15 protein-coding genes are annotated in these 16,550 nt (G+C 66.1%); 4 read left to right on the top strand and 11 right to left on the bottom strand.

Annotation, left to right across the window (positions count from 1 at the left end; genetic code table 11):
• Nucleotides 1-516: 516 nt before the first annotated feature.
• The 3 genes from Q7V46_RS04530 to tsaB form a co-directional block, all read right to left on the bottom strand.
• Complete coding sequence (locus Q7V46_RS04530; RefSeq protein WP_304912323.1) at nucleotides 517-1,473, bottom strand: uracil-DNA glycosylase family protein; 957 nt, start codon at nucleotides 1,471-1,473, stop codon at nucleotides 517-519.
• Nucleotides 1,470-1,967, bottom strand: coding sequence for a ribosomal protein S18-alanine N-acetyltransferase (gene rimI, locus Q7V46_RS04525; RefSeq protein ID WP_304912326.1), 498 nt, complete (start codon nucleotides 1,965-1,967; stop codon nucleotides 1,470-1,472). The genes Q7V46_RS04530 and rimI overlap by 4 nt, the downstream gene beginning before the upstream one ends.
• Nucleotides 1,968-2,106: 139 nt before the next feature.
• Nucleotides 2,107-2,976: a tRNA (adenosine(37)-N6)-threonylcarbamoyltransferase complex dimerization subunit type 1 TsaB gene (gene tsaB, locus Q7V46_RS04520; protein WP_304912322.1), complete on the bottom strand. Its 870-nt coding sequence runs from the start codon at nucleotides 2,974-2,976 to the stop codon at nucleotides 2,107-2,109.
• Between the two features lie 149 nt (nucleotides 2,977-3,125).
• On the opposite strand from tsaB, the gene dacB reads away from it, so the two are divergent.
• Together dacB and Q7V46_RS04510 are read left to right on the top strand one after the other, a co-directional pair.
• Nucleotides 3,126-4,673: a D-alanyl-D-alanine carboxypeptidase/D-alanyl-D-alanine-endopeptidase gene (gene dacB / locus Q7V46_RS04515; protein ID WP_304912321.1), complete on the top strand. Its 1,548-nt coding sequence runs from the start codon at nucleotides 3,126-3,128 to the stop codon at nucleotides 4,671-4,673.
• 51 nt (nucleotides 4,674-4,724) lie between these two features.
• Nucleotides 4,725-4,994 (top strand): SemiSWEET transporter, encoded by a 270-nt coding sequence (locus Q7V46_RS04510; RefSeq protein WP_304912320.1) that lies wholly within the window; start codon nucleotides 4,725-4,727, stop codon nucleotides 4,992-4,994.
• A gap of 157 nt (nucleotides 4,995-5,151) precedes the next feature.
• Here the strand turns inward: Q7V46_RS04510 and Q7V46_RS04505 are convergent, their stop codons facing one another.
• From Q7V46_RS04505 to purE, 3 genes are all read right to left on the bottom strand, one after another.
• Nucleotides 5,152-6,165 carry an L-threonylcarbamoyladenylate synthase gene (locus Q7V46_RS04505; protein ID WP_304912319.1) on the bottom strand — a complete coding sequence of 338 codons (1,014 nt, stop codon included), beginning with the start codon at nucleotides 6,163-6,165 and terminating at the stop codon, nucleotides 5,152-5,154.
• Between the two features lie 113 nt (nucleotides 6,166-6,278).
• Nucleotides 6,279-7,508: a 5-(carboxyamino)imidazole ribonucleotide synthase gene (locus Q7V46_RS04500; RefSeq protein WP_304912318.1), complete on the bottom strand. Its 1,230-nt coding sequence runs from the start codon at nucleotides 7,506-7,508 to the stop codon at nucleotides 6,279-6,281.
• 4 nt (nucleotides 7,509-7,512) lie between these two features.
• The gene (gene purE / locus Q7V46_RS04495) at nucleotides 7,513-8,001 is read right to left on the bottom strand and encodes a 5-(carboxyamino)imidazole ribonucleotide mutase (protein WP_304912317.1); all 489 of its coding nucleotides are present in this window, start codon (nucleotides 7,999-8,001) and stop codon (nucleotides 7,513-7,515) included.
• Between the two features lie 140 nt (nucleotides 8,002-8,141).
• Here purE and trxA point away from each other — a divergent pair, with 140 nt between their 5' ends.
• Nucleotides 8,142-9,050, top strand: coding sequence for a thioredoxin (trxA, locus tag Q7V46_RS04490; protein WP_304912316.1), 909 nt, complete (start codon nucleotides 8,142-8,144; stop codon nucleotides 9,048-9,050).
• Nucleotides 9,051-9,386: 336 nt separating this feature from the next.
• Here trxA and Q7V46_RS04485 read toward each other — a convergent pair whose 3' ends face one another.
• The gene (locus tag Q7V46_RS04485) at nucleotides 9,387-10,895 is read right to left on the bottom strand and encodes a CoA-acylating methylmalonate-semialdehyde dehydrogenase (protein ID WP_304912315.1); all 1,509 of its coding nucleotides are present in this window, start codon (nucleotides 10,893-10,895) and stop codon (nucleotides 9,387-9,389) included.
• 134 nt (nucleotides 10,896-11,029) lie between these two features.
• Between Q7V46_RS04485 and Q7V46_RS04480 the strand changes: the two genes are divergently transcribed.
• Complete coding sequence (locus tag Q7V46_RS04480; RefSeq protein ID WP_304912314.1) at nucleotides 11,030-12,064, top strand: LysR family transcriptional regulator; 1,035 nt, start codon at nucleotides 11,030-11,032, stop codon at nucleotides 12,062-12,064.
• On the opposite strand, the gene Q7V46_RS04475 is transcribed toward Q7V46_RS04480, so the two are convergent.
• From Q7V46_RS04475 to fba, 4 genes are all read right to left on the bottom strand, one after another.
• The gene (locus Q7V46_RS04475; protein WP_304912313.1) at nucleotides 12,042-13,160 is read right to left on the bottom strand and encodes a DUF2855 family protein; all 1,119 of its coding nucleotides are present in this window, start codon (nucleotides 13,158-13,160) and stop codon (nucleotides 12,042-12,044) included. The two genes, Q7V46_RS04480 and Q7V46_RS04475, sit on opposite strands and share 23 nt — an antisense overlap.
• Before the next feature lie 109 nt (nucleotides 13,161-13,269).
• On the bottom strand, nucleotides 13,270-14,178 hold the full coding sequence (locus Q7V46_RS04470) for a phosphoribosylaminoimidazolesuccinocarboxamide synthase (RefSeq protein WP_304912312.1): 909 nt from the start codon (nucleotides 14,176-14,178) through the stop codon (nucleotides 13,270-13,272).
• Between the two features lie 131 nt (nucleotides 14,179-14,309).
• Nucleotides 14,310-15,296 (bottom strand): PHB depolymerase family esterase, encoded by a 987-nt coding sequence (locus Q7V46_RS04465; protein WP_304912311.1) that lies wholly within the window; start codon nucleotides 15,294-15,296, stop codon nucleotides 14,310-14,312.
• A 135-nt stretch (nucleotides 15,297-15,431) separates the two neighbouring features.
• Nucleotides 15,432-16,496 carry a class II fructose-bisphosphate aldolase gene (gene fba / locus Q7V46_RS04460; RefSeq protein WP_304912310.1) on the bottom strand — a complete coding sequence of 355 codons (1,065 nt, stop codon included), beginning with the start codon at nucleotides 16,494-16,496 and terminating at the stop codon, nucleotides 15,432-15,434.
• Between the last annotated feature and the right edge of the window lie 54 nt (nucleotides 16,497-16,550).

The raw sequence follows: 16,550 nt of genomic DNA, 5'->3' as shown, positions 1-16,550 counted from the left end.
CGGTGCCGCTCAGTTCCTTATCGACGCTGGAAGGCGGGGTGGGGGCAATCTCCGCCAGTCGGTCAGTGCCGTTAGCCGGTATTTCAGGCCCTCCACCCCAACACCTCAACCATACAAGCCGGTTCCACGGGTGCCCTGGATGGCTGCTCTCGCTCCACCGTCTTGCCAAAGAAAGGCGAGCCGAAGTCCGGTCCGCTGCGCGGTTCCTTGCGCTGCTCGCGTCGTGGGGGAAATTCGCAAACTTGTCCGCTGCGCGTCCTCCGGACATGCGAATTTCTGATCCCCACGCCCCTGCGCTGCTCAGCCCGGCCACACGGCGGGGTGCGGAATCGGGATCGGGATCGGACTACCCCTCAGGCGCGCGTGCCTTCACTCCCTTCCCTGCTGGGGGAGGGCTGGGGTGGGGGCCTGTGTCCGGAGCGTAGCCTCCATCGGCGCGAGATGCCCCCCTTCCAGGGGCGACAAGGGTCCGGCTCCGCCGGCCCGAGCCGCCGTCCCCCCTCCAAGCCGAAGGCGTCAGAGAGGGGGGAAGCCGCGTTGCGGCGCAGGGGGGTGTTCCCCATCTTTCAGGGGGGTGCTCACTACCTCCATCGCCAGGCACAGATCGGCCCACGCCTTGCCTTTGTCGGTAGGGGTGCGCAGCAGGTAGGCCGGGTGGTAGGTCACGATCACGGGCACGCCTTCGTAGTGGTGAACCTGGCCCCGGAGGCGGCCGATGGGATCGGTGGTTTTCAGCAGGGACAACACGGCGAAGCGGCCCATTGCGATGATCACCTTGGGCTTCACCAGAGCCACCTGGCGCGCCAGGTAGGGTTCGCACTGCGCCACTTCGGTCGGTTGCGGGTTGCGGTTCGCGGGGGGACGGCACTTGATCACGTTGGCGATGTAGGCGCCCTTTTCACCCTCAGCGGAGCGACTGCGGCCAACCGCACGCAGCATGTTGTCGAGCAACTGGCCAGCCGCCCCAACGAAGGGCTCACCTTGGCGGTCTTCGTTTTCGCCCGGCGCTTCACCCACGATCATCCAGTCGGCCCGGGTGTCGCCCACGCCAAAAACCGTGTTCGTTCGGCCCTGGCACAACCCGCAGGCGCGACAGTCTGCCACGGCCGCTTGCAGGGCCGGCCAGTCCATGGTTTCGACGCCGGCCGGGCGCGATCCACCTGCGCCTGTCTGCGCGATCACAGAAGCCGGACCGGCCACCGGCCGGGCGGCAGGTGCCCCTGATGTGCCCTGCTCGTACGTGCGCTGCGCCACCGGGTGGTGTCCCGCCTTCTGCACATGCGCCAATTCGGTCGGTACCGGCGCGGCAGCAGGTTTCTGCGCCGCAGCTCCTTCATCCACAACTGCATCGGTCGGCCGCAGCCTGGGCGCCCAGACGCGCACACCCATTTCCGCCAGCATGGCGCGCTGGCGAGTGTCCAGTTGCGTCACGAAAGACACATCGCGCTCGCTTTCAGCAGGCAATTCGCTCATGCCCCCACTCCCGGGGCGGGCGCCGCCATCAAATTCAGGCTCATGACCACGGCGTCTTCCCTCTGGAAGGTGCCATTCGGGTAGTAGCCCTTGCGCAGCCCCACCTGGGCAAAGCCATGGCTTTCATAGAGGCGGCGGGCGGGCAGGTTGCCCTGACGCACTTCGAGCCAGAGCCACTGGGCACCTTGACCACGCGACCAAAGGGCCAATGCATCGAGCATGAAGCGCGCCCAACCCACCCGCTGGTGCGCAGGGGCCACAGTGATGTTGAGCAGATGCACTTCGTCGACGCCGGGCATGGCCACCAGATACCCCAGCAACACTCGACCATCCGGACGTTCGGGATGCGGCGCATCACCTGGTAGCGCTTCCCCCAGCAGCATCATGGCCGGGTGGCCCGATTGCAGCGAATCGTGAAAGTGCTTGCGCGACCAGGGGTGTGCGTAGGCGCTGGCCTCGACAGCCTGCACAGCGTCCAGATCGGCTTCGGTCATGGGTTCGAAGGCGATGCGGCGATCGGCAGTTACCGGCACAGCGTCGGGCCAGTCGGTTGCCTGCCAGCCCACGACTTGCGGTGATCCCTCTCGTGCGGAAGGTGCCAAGGGCAAGGCTGTCTTCACCATCGAGCTTCGGTCAGGCGCCCGCCAAAGGAGCGAACGATGCTGCGACCCGCCGCTGTTCACGCTCGGCGGTGGTCTGGGCGACCTTGTCGCGCACGTAGAGAGGCAAGGCATCTTGTGCGGCGACGGCCGCACCCTTGGCCAGCAGGCCTGGCGCGAGACGCAGCAAGGCTGCGGCGGTGGGCAGCAAGGTCAGGGGTGCCATGGAGCGCCCTGCCACAAGTTCGGGATAGGCTGCGAATGCGTTGCCGGCCCATAGCGCTGCGGAGATGGCGGGAGCGGTTGGGTCGGCACCTGGCACGCCCATCCGGTTCGATGATTCCAGGCAGGTGAAAAGGTGGGCGTCGAGGTCTTGCGGCGCACAGAGGCGGGCCGGCGCAATTTCTTGCAAGCCTTCAGGGTGATTGCTGTAGACCGCCACGTACAACTCGCTCATGCGCGCATCAAGCAAAGCCACGATGTACTGGGGCGGTGTGCCCCCGGCTTGATGCACATTGAAGCGCGCTTCATCGGCCAGCGCCAGCAAGGTGTCCACAGGCAACACGGGCAACCCGCCTGCCCGACCCAGGGCCTGCGCGCCATAAGCCAGCCCCTGTGCCACGGCGCAGGCGGTGCGCAGCCCTGTGAACGAACCGGGGCCTCGCGCGAACACCACCGCGTCCAGGGTTTGCAGGGGCCAGCCGGCCTGATCCAGCAAATCGCGCACTTGCGGCAACAAGCTGATTGAAGCCTGCGCCGCCCCCGGACCGGTGTGGCTCCACGTTGTGTCACCTTCTGCGCCAGAACCCAGCGCGATGGAAAGCGTGTCGGTGCTGGATTCGATCGCGAGAAACCGTTGCCCGGAACAGCGCGCAACAGGTGAAGGGTCAGACGTTAACGACATGCGGTCATTATCGGCCACCGCCGGCATCAGAGCCGCTGACCGAGGGAGCGACCCGCGTGCAAAACGTCCTTTGCCGATGGCACGTGAATCGCGACCTTTCGCCTTCCCATTTCACACCCGACACCACGCCGCGCCTCATAATCGACTCCATGTTCACACGCTCGCTGCACTCTCGAACGCCATCGCTATCCGCGGGCCGGCAACCGCGCACGCGAGGGTGGCGGCAGGGCGTGCTGGCGTGCCTGGCAGCGCTGGCATTGCCGGCCTGTGCCCAATTGCCGGCGGCTGGTGATGCGCTGCCTCCGCAGGTGCTCGCCGCGTTGCAGCGTGCGGGTGTACCCACTGGTGCCATGTCGGCTCTGGTGGTGTCCACAGATGCGTCCGCCCACCCGCGCCTGCGCCACCGGGCCGGGGCCAGCGTGAATCCGGCGTCGGTGATGAAACTGGTGACCACCTACGCCGCCATCGACCTGCTCGGCCCTGACTTCACCTGGAACACCGGCTTCTACACCGACGGTCAGATCGAACAGGGCGTGCTCCGCGGCAATCTGTATGTGCGCGGTGGCGGTGACCCCAAGCTGGTCATGGAACGCTTGCAGGAAGCGTATTTCAGCCTGCAGGCACAGGGCGTGCGCATGATTCTGGGCGACATGGTGCTCGACCACAGCGCCTTTGAACTGCCTGCGCACGACCCAGGCGCCTTCGACGGTGAGGCCTTGCGACCCTACAACGCCGCGCCCGACGCCTTGCTGGTCAATTTCAAGTCGGTGGTGCTGACCTTCGTACCCGTTCCAGGGGCGGGTGTGGCCCATGTGCGCAGCGAGCCCCCCATGGAGGGGCTGACCATTGAACCGACCGTTCGCCTGAGCCGTGAGGCTTGTGGCGACTGGCGGGGCAGTCTGCATGCCCGGTTTGACGACGCCAATTCCATCCGCTTCGAGGGCAGCTACCCGCAACGTTGCGGAGAGCGGGTCTGGCCGGTGGCCTACCAGGACCCGGCCAGTTACGCCGCACGAGCCATCGAAGGCCTGTGGCGCGCATCGGGCGGCTCGATCACCGGTGTCGTGCGCACCGGCCTCACACCCCCCGGCGCCCGCCTGCTGCACGACGCGCGCTCACTGCCACTCTCCGACATCATCACCGACGTGAACCAGTGGAGCAACAACGTGATGGCCCAGCAGGTATTCCTCACGCTGGGCCAGATTCCGCCCACGCAGGTGATGACCGAGGGCAGGGTGGCCGACCGCCAGTTGGTGCTGCGCCCTGCCCGCTATGAGCGCTCCCGCGAAGCGATCGCCACCTGGTGGCACCGCACGTTTGGCACGCGCTATTCGGCACCTGTGGTCGACAACGGCTCCGGCCTCTCCCGCGACGAGCGCATCACCCCGGAAGCGCTGGCCAATCTGCTGCGCCACGCCGTGCGCCACCCCAAGGGTGATGCCTTTGTTCAATCGCTTTCCATCGCAGGCGTGAAGGGTACGGCGGCCCGCATGGCCAGCGCCCCGAACAGCGCCGCCCGCGGTAACGCCTGGCTCAAGACGGGCACCTTGCGCGATGTGACCGGCGTGGCTGGCTACGTGAACGCCGCCAACGGCACACGCTATGCGGTGGTCGCCTTCATCAACCACCCCAACGCACCCGCTGCACGTCCAGCGCTGGATGCGCTGGTGGAATGGACCGCCCGTCAGGCCGACTGACATTGGTGCCAGGGGCTGCCCGCCCCTGGCAGCCCCGCTACCATTTCCGTCATGCACATCGACGACCTGATCGGCTACCTCGCCGCCTGCCTGACCACCTTCAGCTTCATGCCACAGGCCTGGCTGACCTTTCGCACGCGCAACGTGAGCGGCATCTCTCTGGGCATGTACAGCACGTTCACGCTGGGTGTCGCCTTGTGGCTGATCTACGGCCTGTCGCTCAAAGCATGGCCGGTGGTCGTAGCCAACGCGGTCACACTCGTGCTGGCTTTGGCCATCCTGACCATGAAACTCCGGTACGGGCGCCCATCGCGCGACTGAGACAACGGGTGAATGGCATAGGTTTCGTCTGAGGAGTTTCTCCTCCGGCGCGCAATGCCTCCTTCCAGAGACACCGAGGAACCGGCTTTGCAGGGCCTCTGGTGTCGCCCCCCTTTCAGGGGGGTGGCGCCGAAGGCGACGCGGGGGGTTCACCCTTCTAAGCCGCTGCCCGCTCCAGCCGATCGCGCACCCCATCCCATTCGGGCGAGGCCGGCGGCGTCTCCACCCAGATCAGGCGCACACCCGTGGCGTCGATCTCGCGCAGCAAGGCAAACAGCTCTTGTGCCGCCGCCGCTGCATCGCCCGGCATGCGCCGGATGGCCGTGTTGCGGTGGGCCTTGATCGGACTGCGCGCGTAGACGGCGATGTGCCTTGCATCAGCGCCCAGCACATCCAGCGCCGCCTGCAGCGGCTTCGCATCCATCAACCGAACCTTGGCGCGCGGCGCGTAGTGCGAGGCCAGCGTGCCCGAGGCGCGCGGCGCGGCCTCGTCGCGCTCGCGCACCGGCTGCCCGCACGCCGCTTCCAGCTGCGCCAAGGTGACCATGCCGGGGCGCAGCAGCACGGGCGCTCCTCGCGAGCAGTCCACAATGGTCGATTCAATGCCCACCGGGCAGGCGCCGCCATCCAGAATCAGCAAGTCGCCGTCGCTCAGTGCAGAAAACTCTTCGGCCACGTGCTGCGCGGTGGTGGGGCTGACCCTGCCGAAGCGGTTCGCGCTGGGCGCGGCCACACCAGACACGCCATGGGCCAGTGCCGCGGTGAGCAGCGCTTGCGCCACCGGGTGCGCCGGGCAACGCAGGCCCACCGAGTCCTGTCCGCCCGCCGCGACGGCCGCCACCTCCGTGCGCCGGGGCAGAATGAGCGTGAGCGGCCCGGGCCAGAAGGCTTTCATGAGCGCCAGTGCGAACGGCGGTACATCGCGCGCATGGTGCTCCACACCCGCACGCCAGCCTCCCTCGCCCGCACCGGGCGCGAGGTGCACGATCAGCGGATGGTCGCTGGGCCGGCCCTTGGCTTCGAAGATGCGCTGCACCGCGCTGGCGTTGTCGGCGTCTGCCGCCAGGCCATACACGGTTTCGGTGGGCATGCCCACCAGCGAGCCGGTGGCCAGTCGCCCGGCCGCAGCCTCGATGGCCGCCGGATCGTTCGCGTCAAGGACGAGGGGCATGGGCACTCAAACCGGTGCGAGCACAAGCCCATCACCACGGCAATTCGGAGCCGGCTTCGCCGGGCCACCATGGACGCCCCCTGGGGGAGAGCGCCGCAGGCGCATCAAGGGGGTCACTTCTTCAGGCCCAGCAACCGCAGCACCTGGTCCGCCGTGTCGCGCACCGAGGCCACGGTGGGCGCGGTGATGTTCAGGTGGCCCATCTTGCGACCTTCGCGCGCGCTCAGCTTGCCGTACAGGTGCAGGTGGGTGCCGGGCAGTGCCAGCACCTGGGCCCAGGGCGGCGACACCGGCTGCTCGCTGCGCTGGGGACGGACGGCGTTGGGTTCGAACCAGAGATCGCCCAGCAGGTTGACCATGATGGCCGGGCTGTGCTGGCGTGGTTCAGGCAGCGGCAGGCCGGCCAGTGCGCGCACCTGCGCCTCGAACTGAGAGATGTCGCACGCGTCCTGGGTGTAGTGGCCGCTGTTGTGCGGGCGCGGCGCCATCTCGTTGACCACCAGATCCTGCCCACCGGTGCCGTTGTCCACCACAAAGTACTCCACGCACAGAACCCCCACGTAATGCAGGTGGTTGGCGATGGCAACGGTACTGGCCTGGGCACGCTGCGCCAGTTCGGCCGGCACGGCGCCGTCATGGACCTCGGTCACTGAGAGGATGCCGTCGCGGTGCGTATTGGCCTGCACCGGGAAGCTGACCACCTGGCCATTGGTGCCCCGCGCCACGATGACCGAGCATTCCGACCGAAGCGGCAGCATCTTCTCCAGCACGCAGGGCACACGCCCGAGTTGCTCCCAGGCCGCTGCCAGTTCTTCGCGGCTGGCGACCCGCATCTGGCCTTTGCCGTCGTAGCCCAGGCGGGCGGTTTTCAGGATGCCGGGCAGCAGGTCGGCGGGCGCGGAGGCCAGCAATTCGTCGCTGTCGATGGCCGCATAGGGCGCAGGGTAGACACCACTGATCGGCGCGCACTGGAGGAAGTGGGCCTTTTCCTTGATGCGGTCCTGCGCCACCGCCACGCAAGGCGCCGATGGCGCAACGGGCCGGTGAGCGCCCAGCGTCACCAGCGCAGGCGCGGGCACGTTCTCGAACTCGGTGGTGATGGCGTCGCAGCGCTGCATCAACTGCGCCAGACCCTGCTCATCGTCGTAGGGCGTCTGAATGTGGAAATGGCTGATGAGGCCGGCCGGGCTGGCCGGGTCCGGGTCCAGCACCGCCGTGAAATAGCCCATGGCCTGAGCGGCCTGCACGAACATGCGACCCAGCTGACCGCCGCCCATGACGCCCAGGGTCATCTGCTGGCCGCGGTCGGACAAGGCGCCGGGCAAAAGAGGTTTGAGGCTCATGGGTTCAGGTGGGAAGAACCATGGCACGTGCTGCCTCGGTCTGTGCAGCGCGAAAGGCTTCCAGCCTGGCACGCAAGGCCGGGTCTTCATTGGCCAGCAGGGCCACGGCAAACAGCGCCGCGTTCGCCGCACCGGCCTGGCCGATGGCAAACGTGGCCACCGGTACGCCCTTGGGCATCTGCACGATGGAATGCAGCGAATCCACACCCGACAGTGCCTTGGACTGCACCGGCACGCCCAGCACCGGCACCACCGTTTTGGCCGCGATCATGCCCGGCAAGTGCGCCGCGCCGCCTGCACCGGCGATGATGGCCTTCAGGCCGCGACCGCCGGCGGCTTCGGCGTAGGCGAACATGTCGTCGGGCATGCGGTGCGCCGAGACCACACGCGCCTCGTGCGCGATGCCGAAGTCCTTGAGGATCTGCACGGCGTGCTGCATGGTGTCCCAGTCGCTGCTGGAACCCATGACCACGCCCACTTGAATGGGGTTCATGAGGGTGCCTTTGGCCGAGCTTGAAGCCGGCCGGTACGGGAAGCGGGCCAAAGCAAGGGTGCCCGGCTCCGGTAAAGTGTCGATTTTACGTTTCCGGCCCGCGCAGCTTCCGCTGCAGGCCCATCACCCGAGTCTCTTCCATGATCAACGTCACCATCGCCAACTTCGAAACCGAGGTCATCGAAGCCTCGATGCACACCCCCGTTCTGGTGGATTTCTGGGCCCCCTGGTGCGGGCCCTGCAAGGTGATCGGCCCGCTGCTGGAGAAAGTGGAGGCCGAATACGCCGGCCGCTTCAAGCTGGTGAAGATCGATTCCGACCAGGAGCAGCAGCTCGCAGGTGCCTTCGGCATCAAGAGCATTCCGACCTGCGTGCTGCTGATGAACGGCCAGCCTGTGGATGGTTTCATGGGCGCCCTGCCCGAAGGCCAGATCAAGGCGTTTCTGGACAAGCACGTGCCCACCGCCGAAGCGGTCGAAGCCGAAGCCGCTGAGGAAGAAGCACTGGACGCACTGGCCGAAGGCGACACCGAAGGCGCACTGGAGAAGCTGCAGCAGGCCGTGCAGACCGACCCCAACAACGACGACGCGCGCTTCGATCTGGTCAAACTGCTGCTGGATCTGGGCAGGGACGACGACGCCAAGGTCGCTTTTGCCCCGGTGATCGCCAAAGCCGCAGCGGTGCGGCGCCTGGATTCGCTGCAGCGCTGGATGGCCGCACGCGATGCACAGGTGGCAGTCTCCAGCCCCACCGAACGCGACGCCGAACTGCGCGCCGCCATCGCCACCAACAAACGCGACTTCGACAGCCGCTTCGCCCTGGCCCAATTGCTCATGGCCCAGAGCCGCTGGACCGAAGCCATGGACGAACTGCTCGACATCCTGATGCGCGACAAGACCTGGAACGAAGACCTGGCCCGCAAGACCTACATCGCCATCCTCGACGTGATCGAACCACCCAAGCCCAAGGTGGCCGAAGGCCAGGTGCCACCGGAAGACCCCACCGTGGCCACCTACCGCCGGCGGCTGTCAAGTGTGGTGTTGAGCTGAACTGGGGGCCCGGGCCCGAACAGAGGGGTTCTGGCCGAGGTGCCTGTCAAGGCGCTCTTCGCCAGGCCCTGGGCAAGCCAAAGGGAACGGTCACTTCACCCCTCTCGCCGCAGACATACCAGCGTGTGGGTGAACCCTTCGACAGGCTCAGGGCGAACGGAAATGAGAGCGGGAGCAAACCCAGAATTCCGAACCAACTACCCGTCCGGAGCGAAGTGCCTCATTCCAGGGCACCCGTGGATCTGGCTTGGCCCGTCCACAGGGTGCGTCCCCCCTCCGAGCGCCGAAGGCGCGTAGGAGAGGGGGGAAGCCGCGCAGCGGCGCAGGGGGAAGTCGTTATTTCGCCGTGGGCATCACGAATTCAGCGCCCTTGCCAATCGACTCGGGCCAGCGCTGCATGATGGATTTCTGCTTGGTGTAGAAGCGCACGCCCTCTTCGCCATAGGCGTGCATGTCGCCAAACAGGCTCTTCTTCCAGCCCCCGAAACCGTGCCATGCCATGGGCACGGGGATCGGCACGTTGATACCGACCATGCCCACCTGGATGCGACGCGCGAACTCACGGGCCACATTGCCATCGCGGGTGAAACAGCTCACGCCGTTGCCGAACTCGTGGTCGTTGATGATCTGCACGGCGTTCGCAAAATCGGGCACGCGCACGCAGCTGAGCACCGGGCCAAAGATTTCTTCCTTGTAGATCTTCATGTCGATGGTCACATGGTCGAACAATGTGCCGCCCATCCAGAACCCGCGCTCGCAGCCATCACCGGTCTGTCTGGCGTCAAAGCGGCGGCCGTCCACCAGCATCCTGGCGCCCTCCTTCTGGCCGGCCTCGATGTAGCCAGTGATGCGTGCATGCGCGGCCGCGGTCACGATGGGGCCCATTTCTGCAGCCAGGTTGGTGCCGTTGAGCACCTTGAGTGCCTTCGTGCGCTCGACGAGCTTCGGCATGATTTTGTCGGCCACGTCGCCCACCAGCACCGCCACGGAAATGGCCATGCAGCGCTCGCCGGCCGAACCATAAGCCGAGCCGATCAGCGCGTCCACCGCCTGATCAAGGTCGGCATCAGGCATCACCACCATGTGGTTCTTGGCGCCGCCCAGGGCCTGCACGCGCTTGCCATGGTGCGCGCCGGTCTCGTAGATGTGGTTGGCAATCGGCGTGGAGCCCACGAAGCTGATGGCCTTCACGTCCGGGTGCACCAGCAACGCATCCACGGCTTCCTTGTCGCCCTGCACCACGTTGAAGACACCGTCCGGCAGCCCGGCCTGCCTGAGGAGTTCGGCCATGAACAGGCTGGCGCTGGGGTCAATGGGGCTGGGCTTGAGCACGAAGGTGTTGCCTGCGGCAATCGCCACCGGGAACATCCACATGGGCACCATCACGGGGAAGTTGAATGGCGTGATGCCGGCGACCACGCCCAGCGGCTGGCGCAGCGTCCAGTTGTCCATGCCGGTGGAAACCTGATCGGTGAAATCGCCCTTGAGCAATTGCGGGATGCCGCAGGCGAATTCGATGATGTCGATGCCGCGCGCCACCTCGCCCTGTGCGTCGGTGAACACCTTGCCGTGTTCGGCGGTGATCAGGTGGGCCAGTTCGTCCTTGCGCTGGTTCACCAGTTCCAGAAACTTGAACATCACGCGCGCGCGGCGGATGGGTGGCGTGTCGGCCCAGGCGGGAAACGCGGCCTGGGCGGAAGCCACGGCGGCGGACACATCGGCGCCGTTGGCCAGCGCCACCCGACCGGTGACGGCACCGGTGGCGGGGTTGAACACATCCTGTGCGCGAACGCTGCTGCCGGCGCTGGCGGCGCCCTGAATGAAGTGGCCAATGGCGGTGGTCATGAGGTGTCCTGACAGGGAGAAAAACAAGAAGGAGCGACGAAAAACGTCGGCATGCCCCCAGTGTAGAAACACCACCCGTCCCGCACAAGGCCAAAAACCTGAACGGATTGTTCATATCGGTGAACAATCGCATCATGAATCCACAAAAGATCCACGACCGGCATCCCGAGCTCTGGGGCCACTTCCACTGGCTCACCGTGTTGGCCCAGCAAGGCAGCTTCACGGGCGCCGCCGCCCGCCTGGGGGTCAGCAAGGCGGCCATGAGCCAGCGCATGGCCGAGCTGGAGCGCATGGCCGGGGTGGCGCTGGTGCAGCGCACCACCCGCAGCGTGCGCCTGACCGAAGCCGGCCAGCGGCTGGTGGACGACACCCGAAGTTCGTTCGAACACATCGCACAGAGCTTCGAGCAGGTGCGCGACGCGGCCGGCGCCCCTCGCGGGCTGCTGCGGGTGACGGCCCCGGTGGCGCTGGCACGACAGCAGCTGGTACCGCACCTGTCCGGCTTCCTGCGCCAGTACCCTGAAGTGCGGCTGGAACTGGACCTGTCGGATCGCTTGTCGTCACTGGCCACCGAAGGTTTTGACCTGGCCATCCGCCACACCGCCCACCCGCCCGACACGCATGTGGCGTGGAAACTTTGCAGTACCCAATCGGTGCTGGTGGCCAGCCGCGCCTACCTGCGCAGGCACGGCACACCCACGGTGCCGGGCGATCTGGCGCAACACAATTGCCTGCACTACCCGCGTTCGCAGGACACGCCGGTGTGGACCCTGGAGCCGGTGGGCGCCACTGCGGCCAGCGAACGCATCACGGTGCGCGTGTCTGGCTCACTGGCGGCCAACAACAGCGAAGCGCTGCGCGACGCCGCTCTGACCGGACTGGGCATTGCCCTCCTGCCGGATTTCAGCGCTCAGGCCAGCCTGCAGGCCGGCAAGCTGGTGCGCGTGCTGCCCGGCTGGACGCCCGTGGGCTCCTTTGCCGACCAGCTCTACGCCATCCGCCCCTATTCCGCGCATGTGCCACGCGCGGTCACCGCGCTGGTGACCTACCTGCGGGAAGCACTGGCAAATGGTTTTGCCACCAGCTACGACCCGCAGGGCACCGAAGACGTGCTGGCGCACAGAGCACGCACCCAGAAACGGGGGGTCAGGCCGGGTCCTCCGGGCTGATCACATGCCCCTGGCGCGGATCCACCTGTCCGGCCACCAGCGCGTCGATGACCGTTGCCGCCGCCAGAAAGCCTTGTCCGTGAGCGAGCGTGAGCAAGGGTGATGGGCCTTCGGTCACCGTTCGCAGGAAGTCGATCTGGGCATGACCCAGGCGCTCCCTGAACACCGACGCACCCCATTCGGCCATGCGCTTCTGGCCCTGATCGGGCGCGAAGAAAAACGCCGGGCGGGGATCGGGCCACCGGGTGCCCTGGCTGGCCGGGCTGTTCTGGGTGGCGCCCACCACGCAGTCGTGAACCAGGGATGTGCCCAGGCGTTCGCGCACGGCTGTGCGCAGCGCCACGCTGCCGGCAAAGTCCAGGTAGAGGGTCGGTACGTCCGGGGCCAACTGATCAAGCGCGTCGTAACCCAGCACCTGGTGGTAGCAGCGGGTGGATTCGACGAAGGCGCGGTTCGCCTGCGAAGTCAGGCCCACCCGTTCGACCGCGCTGCCGACTTTCAGGCAATGCGCGGTGGCATAGGCGGTCTTGCTCGATGCGCTGCTGATCACGATCCGCCGGGCGCCAAAGCAGTCCTGCGCCTGCAGAAAGTCGGCACACAGAAAAGCCGTGGTGAACAGGGGCCGAACGATCAGTTGCGCATCTTCGAACACCAGCGGCATGGCCGGGTCGTCGGCGCTGCAGCGGCTGTAGAAGTTGTAGATGGGTGAAAGTCGCTGCCTGTGCTCGCTGCCGTCCATGAAGCCCTGGGGTTTGATCGACGCGGCTTTCACCTGCAGCTGGCTGGCGATGGGGAAAAAACCGTAGAAGCGTTCACCCAGCCCGACCCCCTCGGCGCGCGAAGCGATCACATCGCCATAGCCCCAGACGGGCATGTGGCCCCATTCGCTGTCGCCCGTGGGAAAGAAGTCCCAGTAGCGCATGCTGTCACCGAACACCGCGTAGGTGATGTTGTTGGTTGTGAGAGCGAACCGGTGCAGGCCGAACAGCACCTCGCCCGGCTCCAGGGCATTCGGCCCGGGGGTCTGAACGACCCGGCTCTGGGCAATGGCGCTCTTGCGGGTTTGCAGTTGGGCGATGGGGGGCAAATCACGCATGGCGGCCTCGAATCCGGAAGGCCTGCCAGTATCTGCGCGAGAGCCGAACGGTGGTGCCGCGTGCGCGACTGTAGCGCTCTCTGTGAGCCTCAGGAATTTGCGCGTCTGATCAACCCATCAGGCGCTTGAGCGCTTCCTGGTACTTGGCAGCGGTCTTCTCGATCACTTCCTTGGGCAGGCGCGGCGCCGGAGGGGTCTTGTCCCAGGCTTTGCCACCCACCTGTGCCGTCTCCAGCCAGTCGCGCAGGAACTGCTTGTCGTAACTGGGCGGGTTCTGGCCCACCACGTAGCTCTCCAGCGGCCAGTAGCGCGAGCTGTCGGGCGTGAGCACCTCATCCATCAGAACCAGGGTGCCCTTCGCGTCCAGGCCGAACTCGAACTTGGTGTCGGCGATGATGATGCCCTTTTCCAGGGCGATGGCGGCGGCCGCCTTGTAGAGCGCGATCGACACATCGCGGATCTGCACCGCCAGATCAGGTCCGATCATGGCGACCGTCTGTTCGAACGTGATGTTCTCGTCGTGCTCGCCCATGGCCGCCTTGGCCGCCGGCGTGTAAATGGGCTCGGGCAGCTTGGAGGCGTTCTGCAAGCCCTCCGGCAGCGGCACCCCACACACCGACTGGCTCTCCTGGTATTCCTTCCAGCCGCTGCCGGCCAGGTAGCCGCGCACAACCGCTTCCACCGGAATGGGCTTGAGCCGCTGCACCAGCATGGAACGGCCCACCACCTGAGGCACTTCGGCTGGTGTGACCACGCTCTCGGGCGATTCGCCGGTGAGGTGGATCGGGCAGATGTTCAAGCCGTGGGGGCCGAGCTTGTCGAACCAGAACAGCGAGAGCTGCGTGAGCAACTGGCCCTTGCCCGGAATCGGCTCGCCCATGATCACGTCGAACGCGCTGATGCGGTCGGAGGCGACCATCAGGATGCGGTCGTTGCCCACGGCATAGTTGTCGCGCACCTTGCCGCGCGCCAGCAGGTGCAGGGAGGTCAGTGCAGAGGTGTGCAGGGCGGAAGTCATGATCGGGCGCGGGTGAGTGACAGCCAATAAAAAAGCCCGGTGACCGAACAGTCAACGGGCTCCGAACCATTCCTGGGGATTATCGCAGGTTGGCACGAAGCGACTCAACCCGGAGGCCGGGCTGTTTCCCTTCAGCTCCGAAACTGCCGAGAGGCAAATGCCCAGGCCATGCGAGAGGCATCCGGCCCCTTCCCGTCGCTGTACGGCTCACGGGCCGCGCCACCACTCCAGGCATGTGCAAGCCGGTCCACCGCCACCAGCGTGGCGACCGTGCGGCCTTGTCGCTTGAAGTCCGTGACCTGCATCGGATGGCGCTGACCGCGCTGCACCCTGCGCACTTCCCCCGCCTGGGCGTCGGCCGCTTCGGCCCAGACACGCGCAGCCGCCCGACCGTTCTGCGGCGAGACCACGTGGTCGGCTGCACCATGGACCACCAGCAAGGGGGGCCAGCTGGCCGCCACCAGCGGCGGGGTTTCCCGGTGCCCATGCATGGCCCCCAGCGCCGACAGGCCGGAATGCGCCGTCCCCGGGGGAATGCCCGAATGCATCACCACTGCCTTGAAGCGTTCCGGATGCCGGGCCACGAGCAGCGCGGCCATGCTGGCGCCGGCAGACAGGCCAGCCACCGCCACACGGGTGCGGTCGCCCGGATAAAGAAGACAGGCCTGGTCAATCGCATTCATGATCAGTGCCGCCTCGCCATAGGCCCGCCCGTTGTCGGTGGCGAACCAGTTCCAGCAGCCCTGACCGTTGGCGATGCGGTCTTGCTCCGGGTACAGCACCAGAAAACGTTCCCTGGCTGCGAGCTGGTTCATTTTGGTGCTGAGCGCAAAGCGGTTCGCGTCCTGGCCGCACCCGTGAAGCATCACCATCAGAGGAAGGCGCTCGCCGAACGCTATGCCGGGTGGCCGGTAAATCCGGAAGCGCCGCATGCCGGTGGCGCCCATGGCCACACCTGGTGTCCAGGTGCCGCCACCTGGCGCAAGGGTGGATGGAGCCACCAGAGGCGAAGCCCGTCTCCGGGTGGACGCGGTGGACGTGGAGGCCATGCGCGTCATGGTCTTCAGATTGCGCTCAAAGAGCTTGGCCCAGCTGGTGGACCGCTTGCGGGATTTCATCCGGCCCATTCTGTGCCCTGCAGCGGCCATATCGCCTTGGAGGACCTGCACATCCGTGTCCAGGTGTAAGGGCGGCACGCACAAAAAAGGCCGCCTGGCGGCGGCCCTTTTTTTGTGCGGGTAGCGTCCGGGGACTCAGACCACCCGCTGTGCCAGTTCGCCCCTGGCGTATTTCTGCGCCATCACAGTCAGCGACTCGCCCTTGATCTTGCCGCCCTGGCCTTCACAGCCGAATTCCAGGTAGCGCTGCTTGCAGACCTGTTTGGCCGCTTCACGGGCCGGTTTGAGCCATTCGCGCGCATCGAACTTCTCCGGGTTTTCGGCCAGGAACTTGCGCACCGCGCCGGTCATGGCCATACGGATATCGGTGTCGATGTTGATCTTGCGCACACCGTGCTTGATGGCCTCCTGGATTTCAGACACCGGCACGCCGTAAGTCTGCTTCATTTTGCCGCCGTACTGGTTGATGATGTCCAGCAGATCCTGTGGCACGCTGCTGGAGCCATGCATCACCAGGTGGGTGTTGGGGATGCGGGCGTGGATTTCCTTGACGCGAGAAATGGCCAGGATGTCGCCAGTGGGCTTGCGGCTGAACTTGTATGCGCCGTGGCTGGTGCCAATGGCAATGGCCAGCGCGTCCAGTTGCGTGGCCTTCACGAACACGGCGGCTTCTTCAGGGTCGGTCAGCATCTGGGAATGATCCAGTTTGCCCTCGGCGCCAATGCCGTCTTCTTCACCAGCTTCTCCGGTTTCCAGATTGCCCAGGCAGCCGAGTTCGCCTTCCACGGTGACGCCGACCTTGTGCGCCATCTCGACCACCTTGCGGGTGACTTCCGTGTTGTATTCGAAGCTGGCGGGGGTCTTTCCGTCTTCCATCAGAGAACCGTCCATCATGACCGAGCCAAAGCCCAGATCGATGGCACCCTGGCAGATCTTGGGGCTGGTGCCATGGTCCTGGTGCATGACCAGCGGAATGTGCGGATAGGCTTCCATGGCGGCCTGGATCAGGTGCTTGATGAAGGGCTCTCCGGCGTATTTGCGGGCGCCGGCACTGGCCTGCAGGATCACGGGTGCGCCCACCTCGTCGGCAGCGGACATCACGGCCTGTACCTGTTCCAGGTTGTTGACGTTGAAAGCCGGAATGCCGTAGCCATTGGCTGCGGCGTGGTCGAGCAGTTCGCGCATGGAAACGAGTGCCATGGAAATCCCTTTAAAGCGTTGGTAACCCGGTTGTAACTAACCTTGGATTTTACC

Source organism: Hydrogenophaga sp., from assembly GCF_030651625.1.
Lineage (GTDB): Bacteria > Pseudomonadota > Gammaproteobacteria > Burkholderiales > Burkholderiaceae_C > Hydrogenophaga.
Note: the sequence above shows the minus strand (reverse complement) of the source record. Positions and strands in the feature narration are given on the sequence as shown.

Excerpts from the sequence above, each read along its gene's own strand:
- Q7V46_RS04510 (WP_304912320.1), top strand. The coding sequence starts at position 4,725 with ATGCACATCGACGACCTGATCGGCTACCTCGCCGCCTGCCTGACCACC.
- Q7V46_RS04465 (WP_304912311.1), bottom strand. The coding sequence starts at position 15,296 with ATGAAATCCCGCAAGCGGTCCACCAGCTGGGCCAAGCTCTTTGAGCGC.
- Q7V46_RS04530 (WP_304912323.1), bottom strand. The coding sequence starts at position 1,473 with ATGAGCGAATTGCCTGCTGAAAGCGAGCGCGATGTGTCTTTCGTGACG.
- Q7V46_RS04470 (WP_304912312.1), bottom strand. The coding sequence starts at position 14,178 with ATGACTTCCGCCCTGCACACCTCTGCACTGACCTCCCTGCACCTGCTG.
- dacB (WP_304912321.1), top strand. The coding sequence starts at position 3,126 with ATGTTCACACGCTCGCTGCACTCTCGAACGCCATCGCTATCCGCGGGC.
- trxA (WP_304912316.1), top strand. The coding sequence starts at position 8,142 with ATGATCAACGTCACCATCGCCAACTTCGAAACCGAGGTCATCGAAGCC.
- rimI (WP_304912326.1), bottom strand. The coding sequence starts at position 1,967 with ATGACCGAAGCCGATCTGGACGCTGTGCAGGCTGTCGAGGCCAGCGCC.
- purE (WP_304912317.1), bottom strand. The coding sequence starts at position 8,001 with ATGAACCCCATTCAAGTGGGCGTGGTCATGGGTTCCAGCAGCGACTGG.
- fba (WP_304912310.1), bottom strand. The coding sequence starts at position 16,496 with ATGGCACTCGTTTCCATGCGCGAACTGCTCGACCACGCCGCAGCCAAT.
- Q7V46_RS04500 (WP_304912318.1), bottom strand. The coding sequence starts at position 7,508 with ATGAGCCTCAAACCTCTTTTGCCCGGCGCCTTGTCCGACCGCGGCCAG.
- Q7V46_RS04480 (WP_304912314.1), top strand. The coding sequence starts at position 11,030 with ATGAATCCACAAAAGATCCACGACCGGCATCCCGAGCTCTGGGGCCAC.
- Q7V46_RS04475 (WP_304912313.1), bottom strand. The coding sequence starts at position 13,160 with ATGCGTGATTTGCCCCCCATCGCCCAACTGCAAACCCGCAAGAGCGCC.
- Q7V46_RS04505 (WP_304912319.1), bottom strand. The coding sequence starts at position 6,165 with ATGCCCCTCGTCCTTGACGCGAACGATCCGGCGGCCATCGAGGCTGCG.
- Q7V46_RS04485 (WP_304912315.1), bottom strand. The coding sequence starts at position 10,895 with ATGACCACCGCCATTGGCCACTTCATTCAGGGCGCCGCCAGCGCCGGC.
- tsaB (WP_304912322.1), bottom strand. The coding sequence starts at position 2,976 with ATGTCGTTAACGTCTGACCCTTCACCTGTTGCGCGCTGTTCCGGGCAA.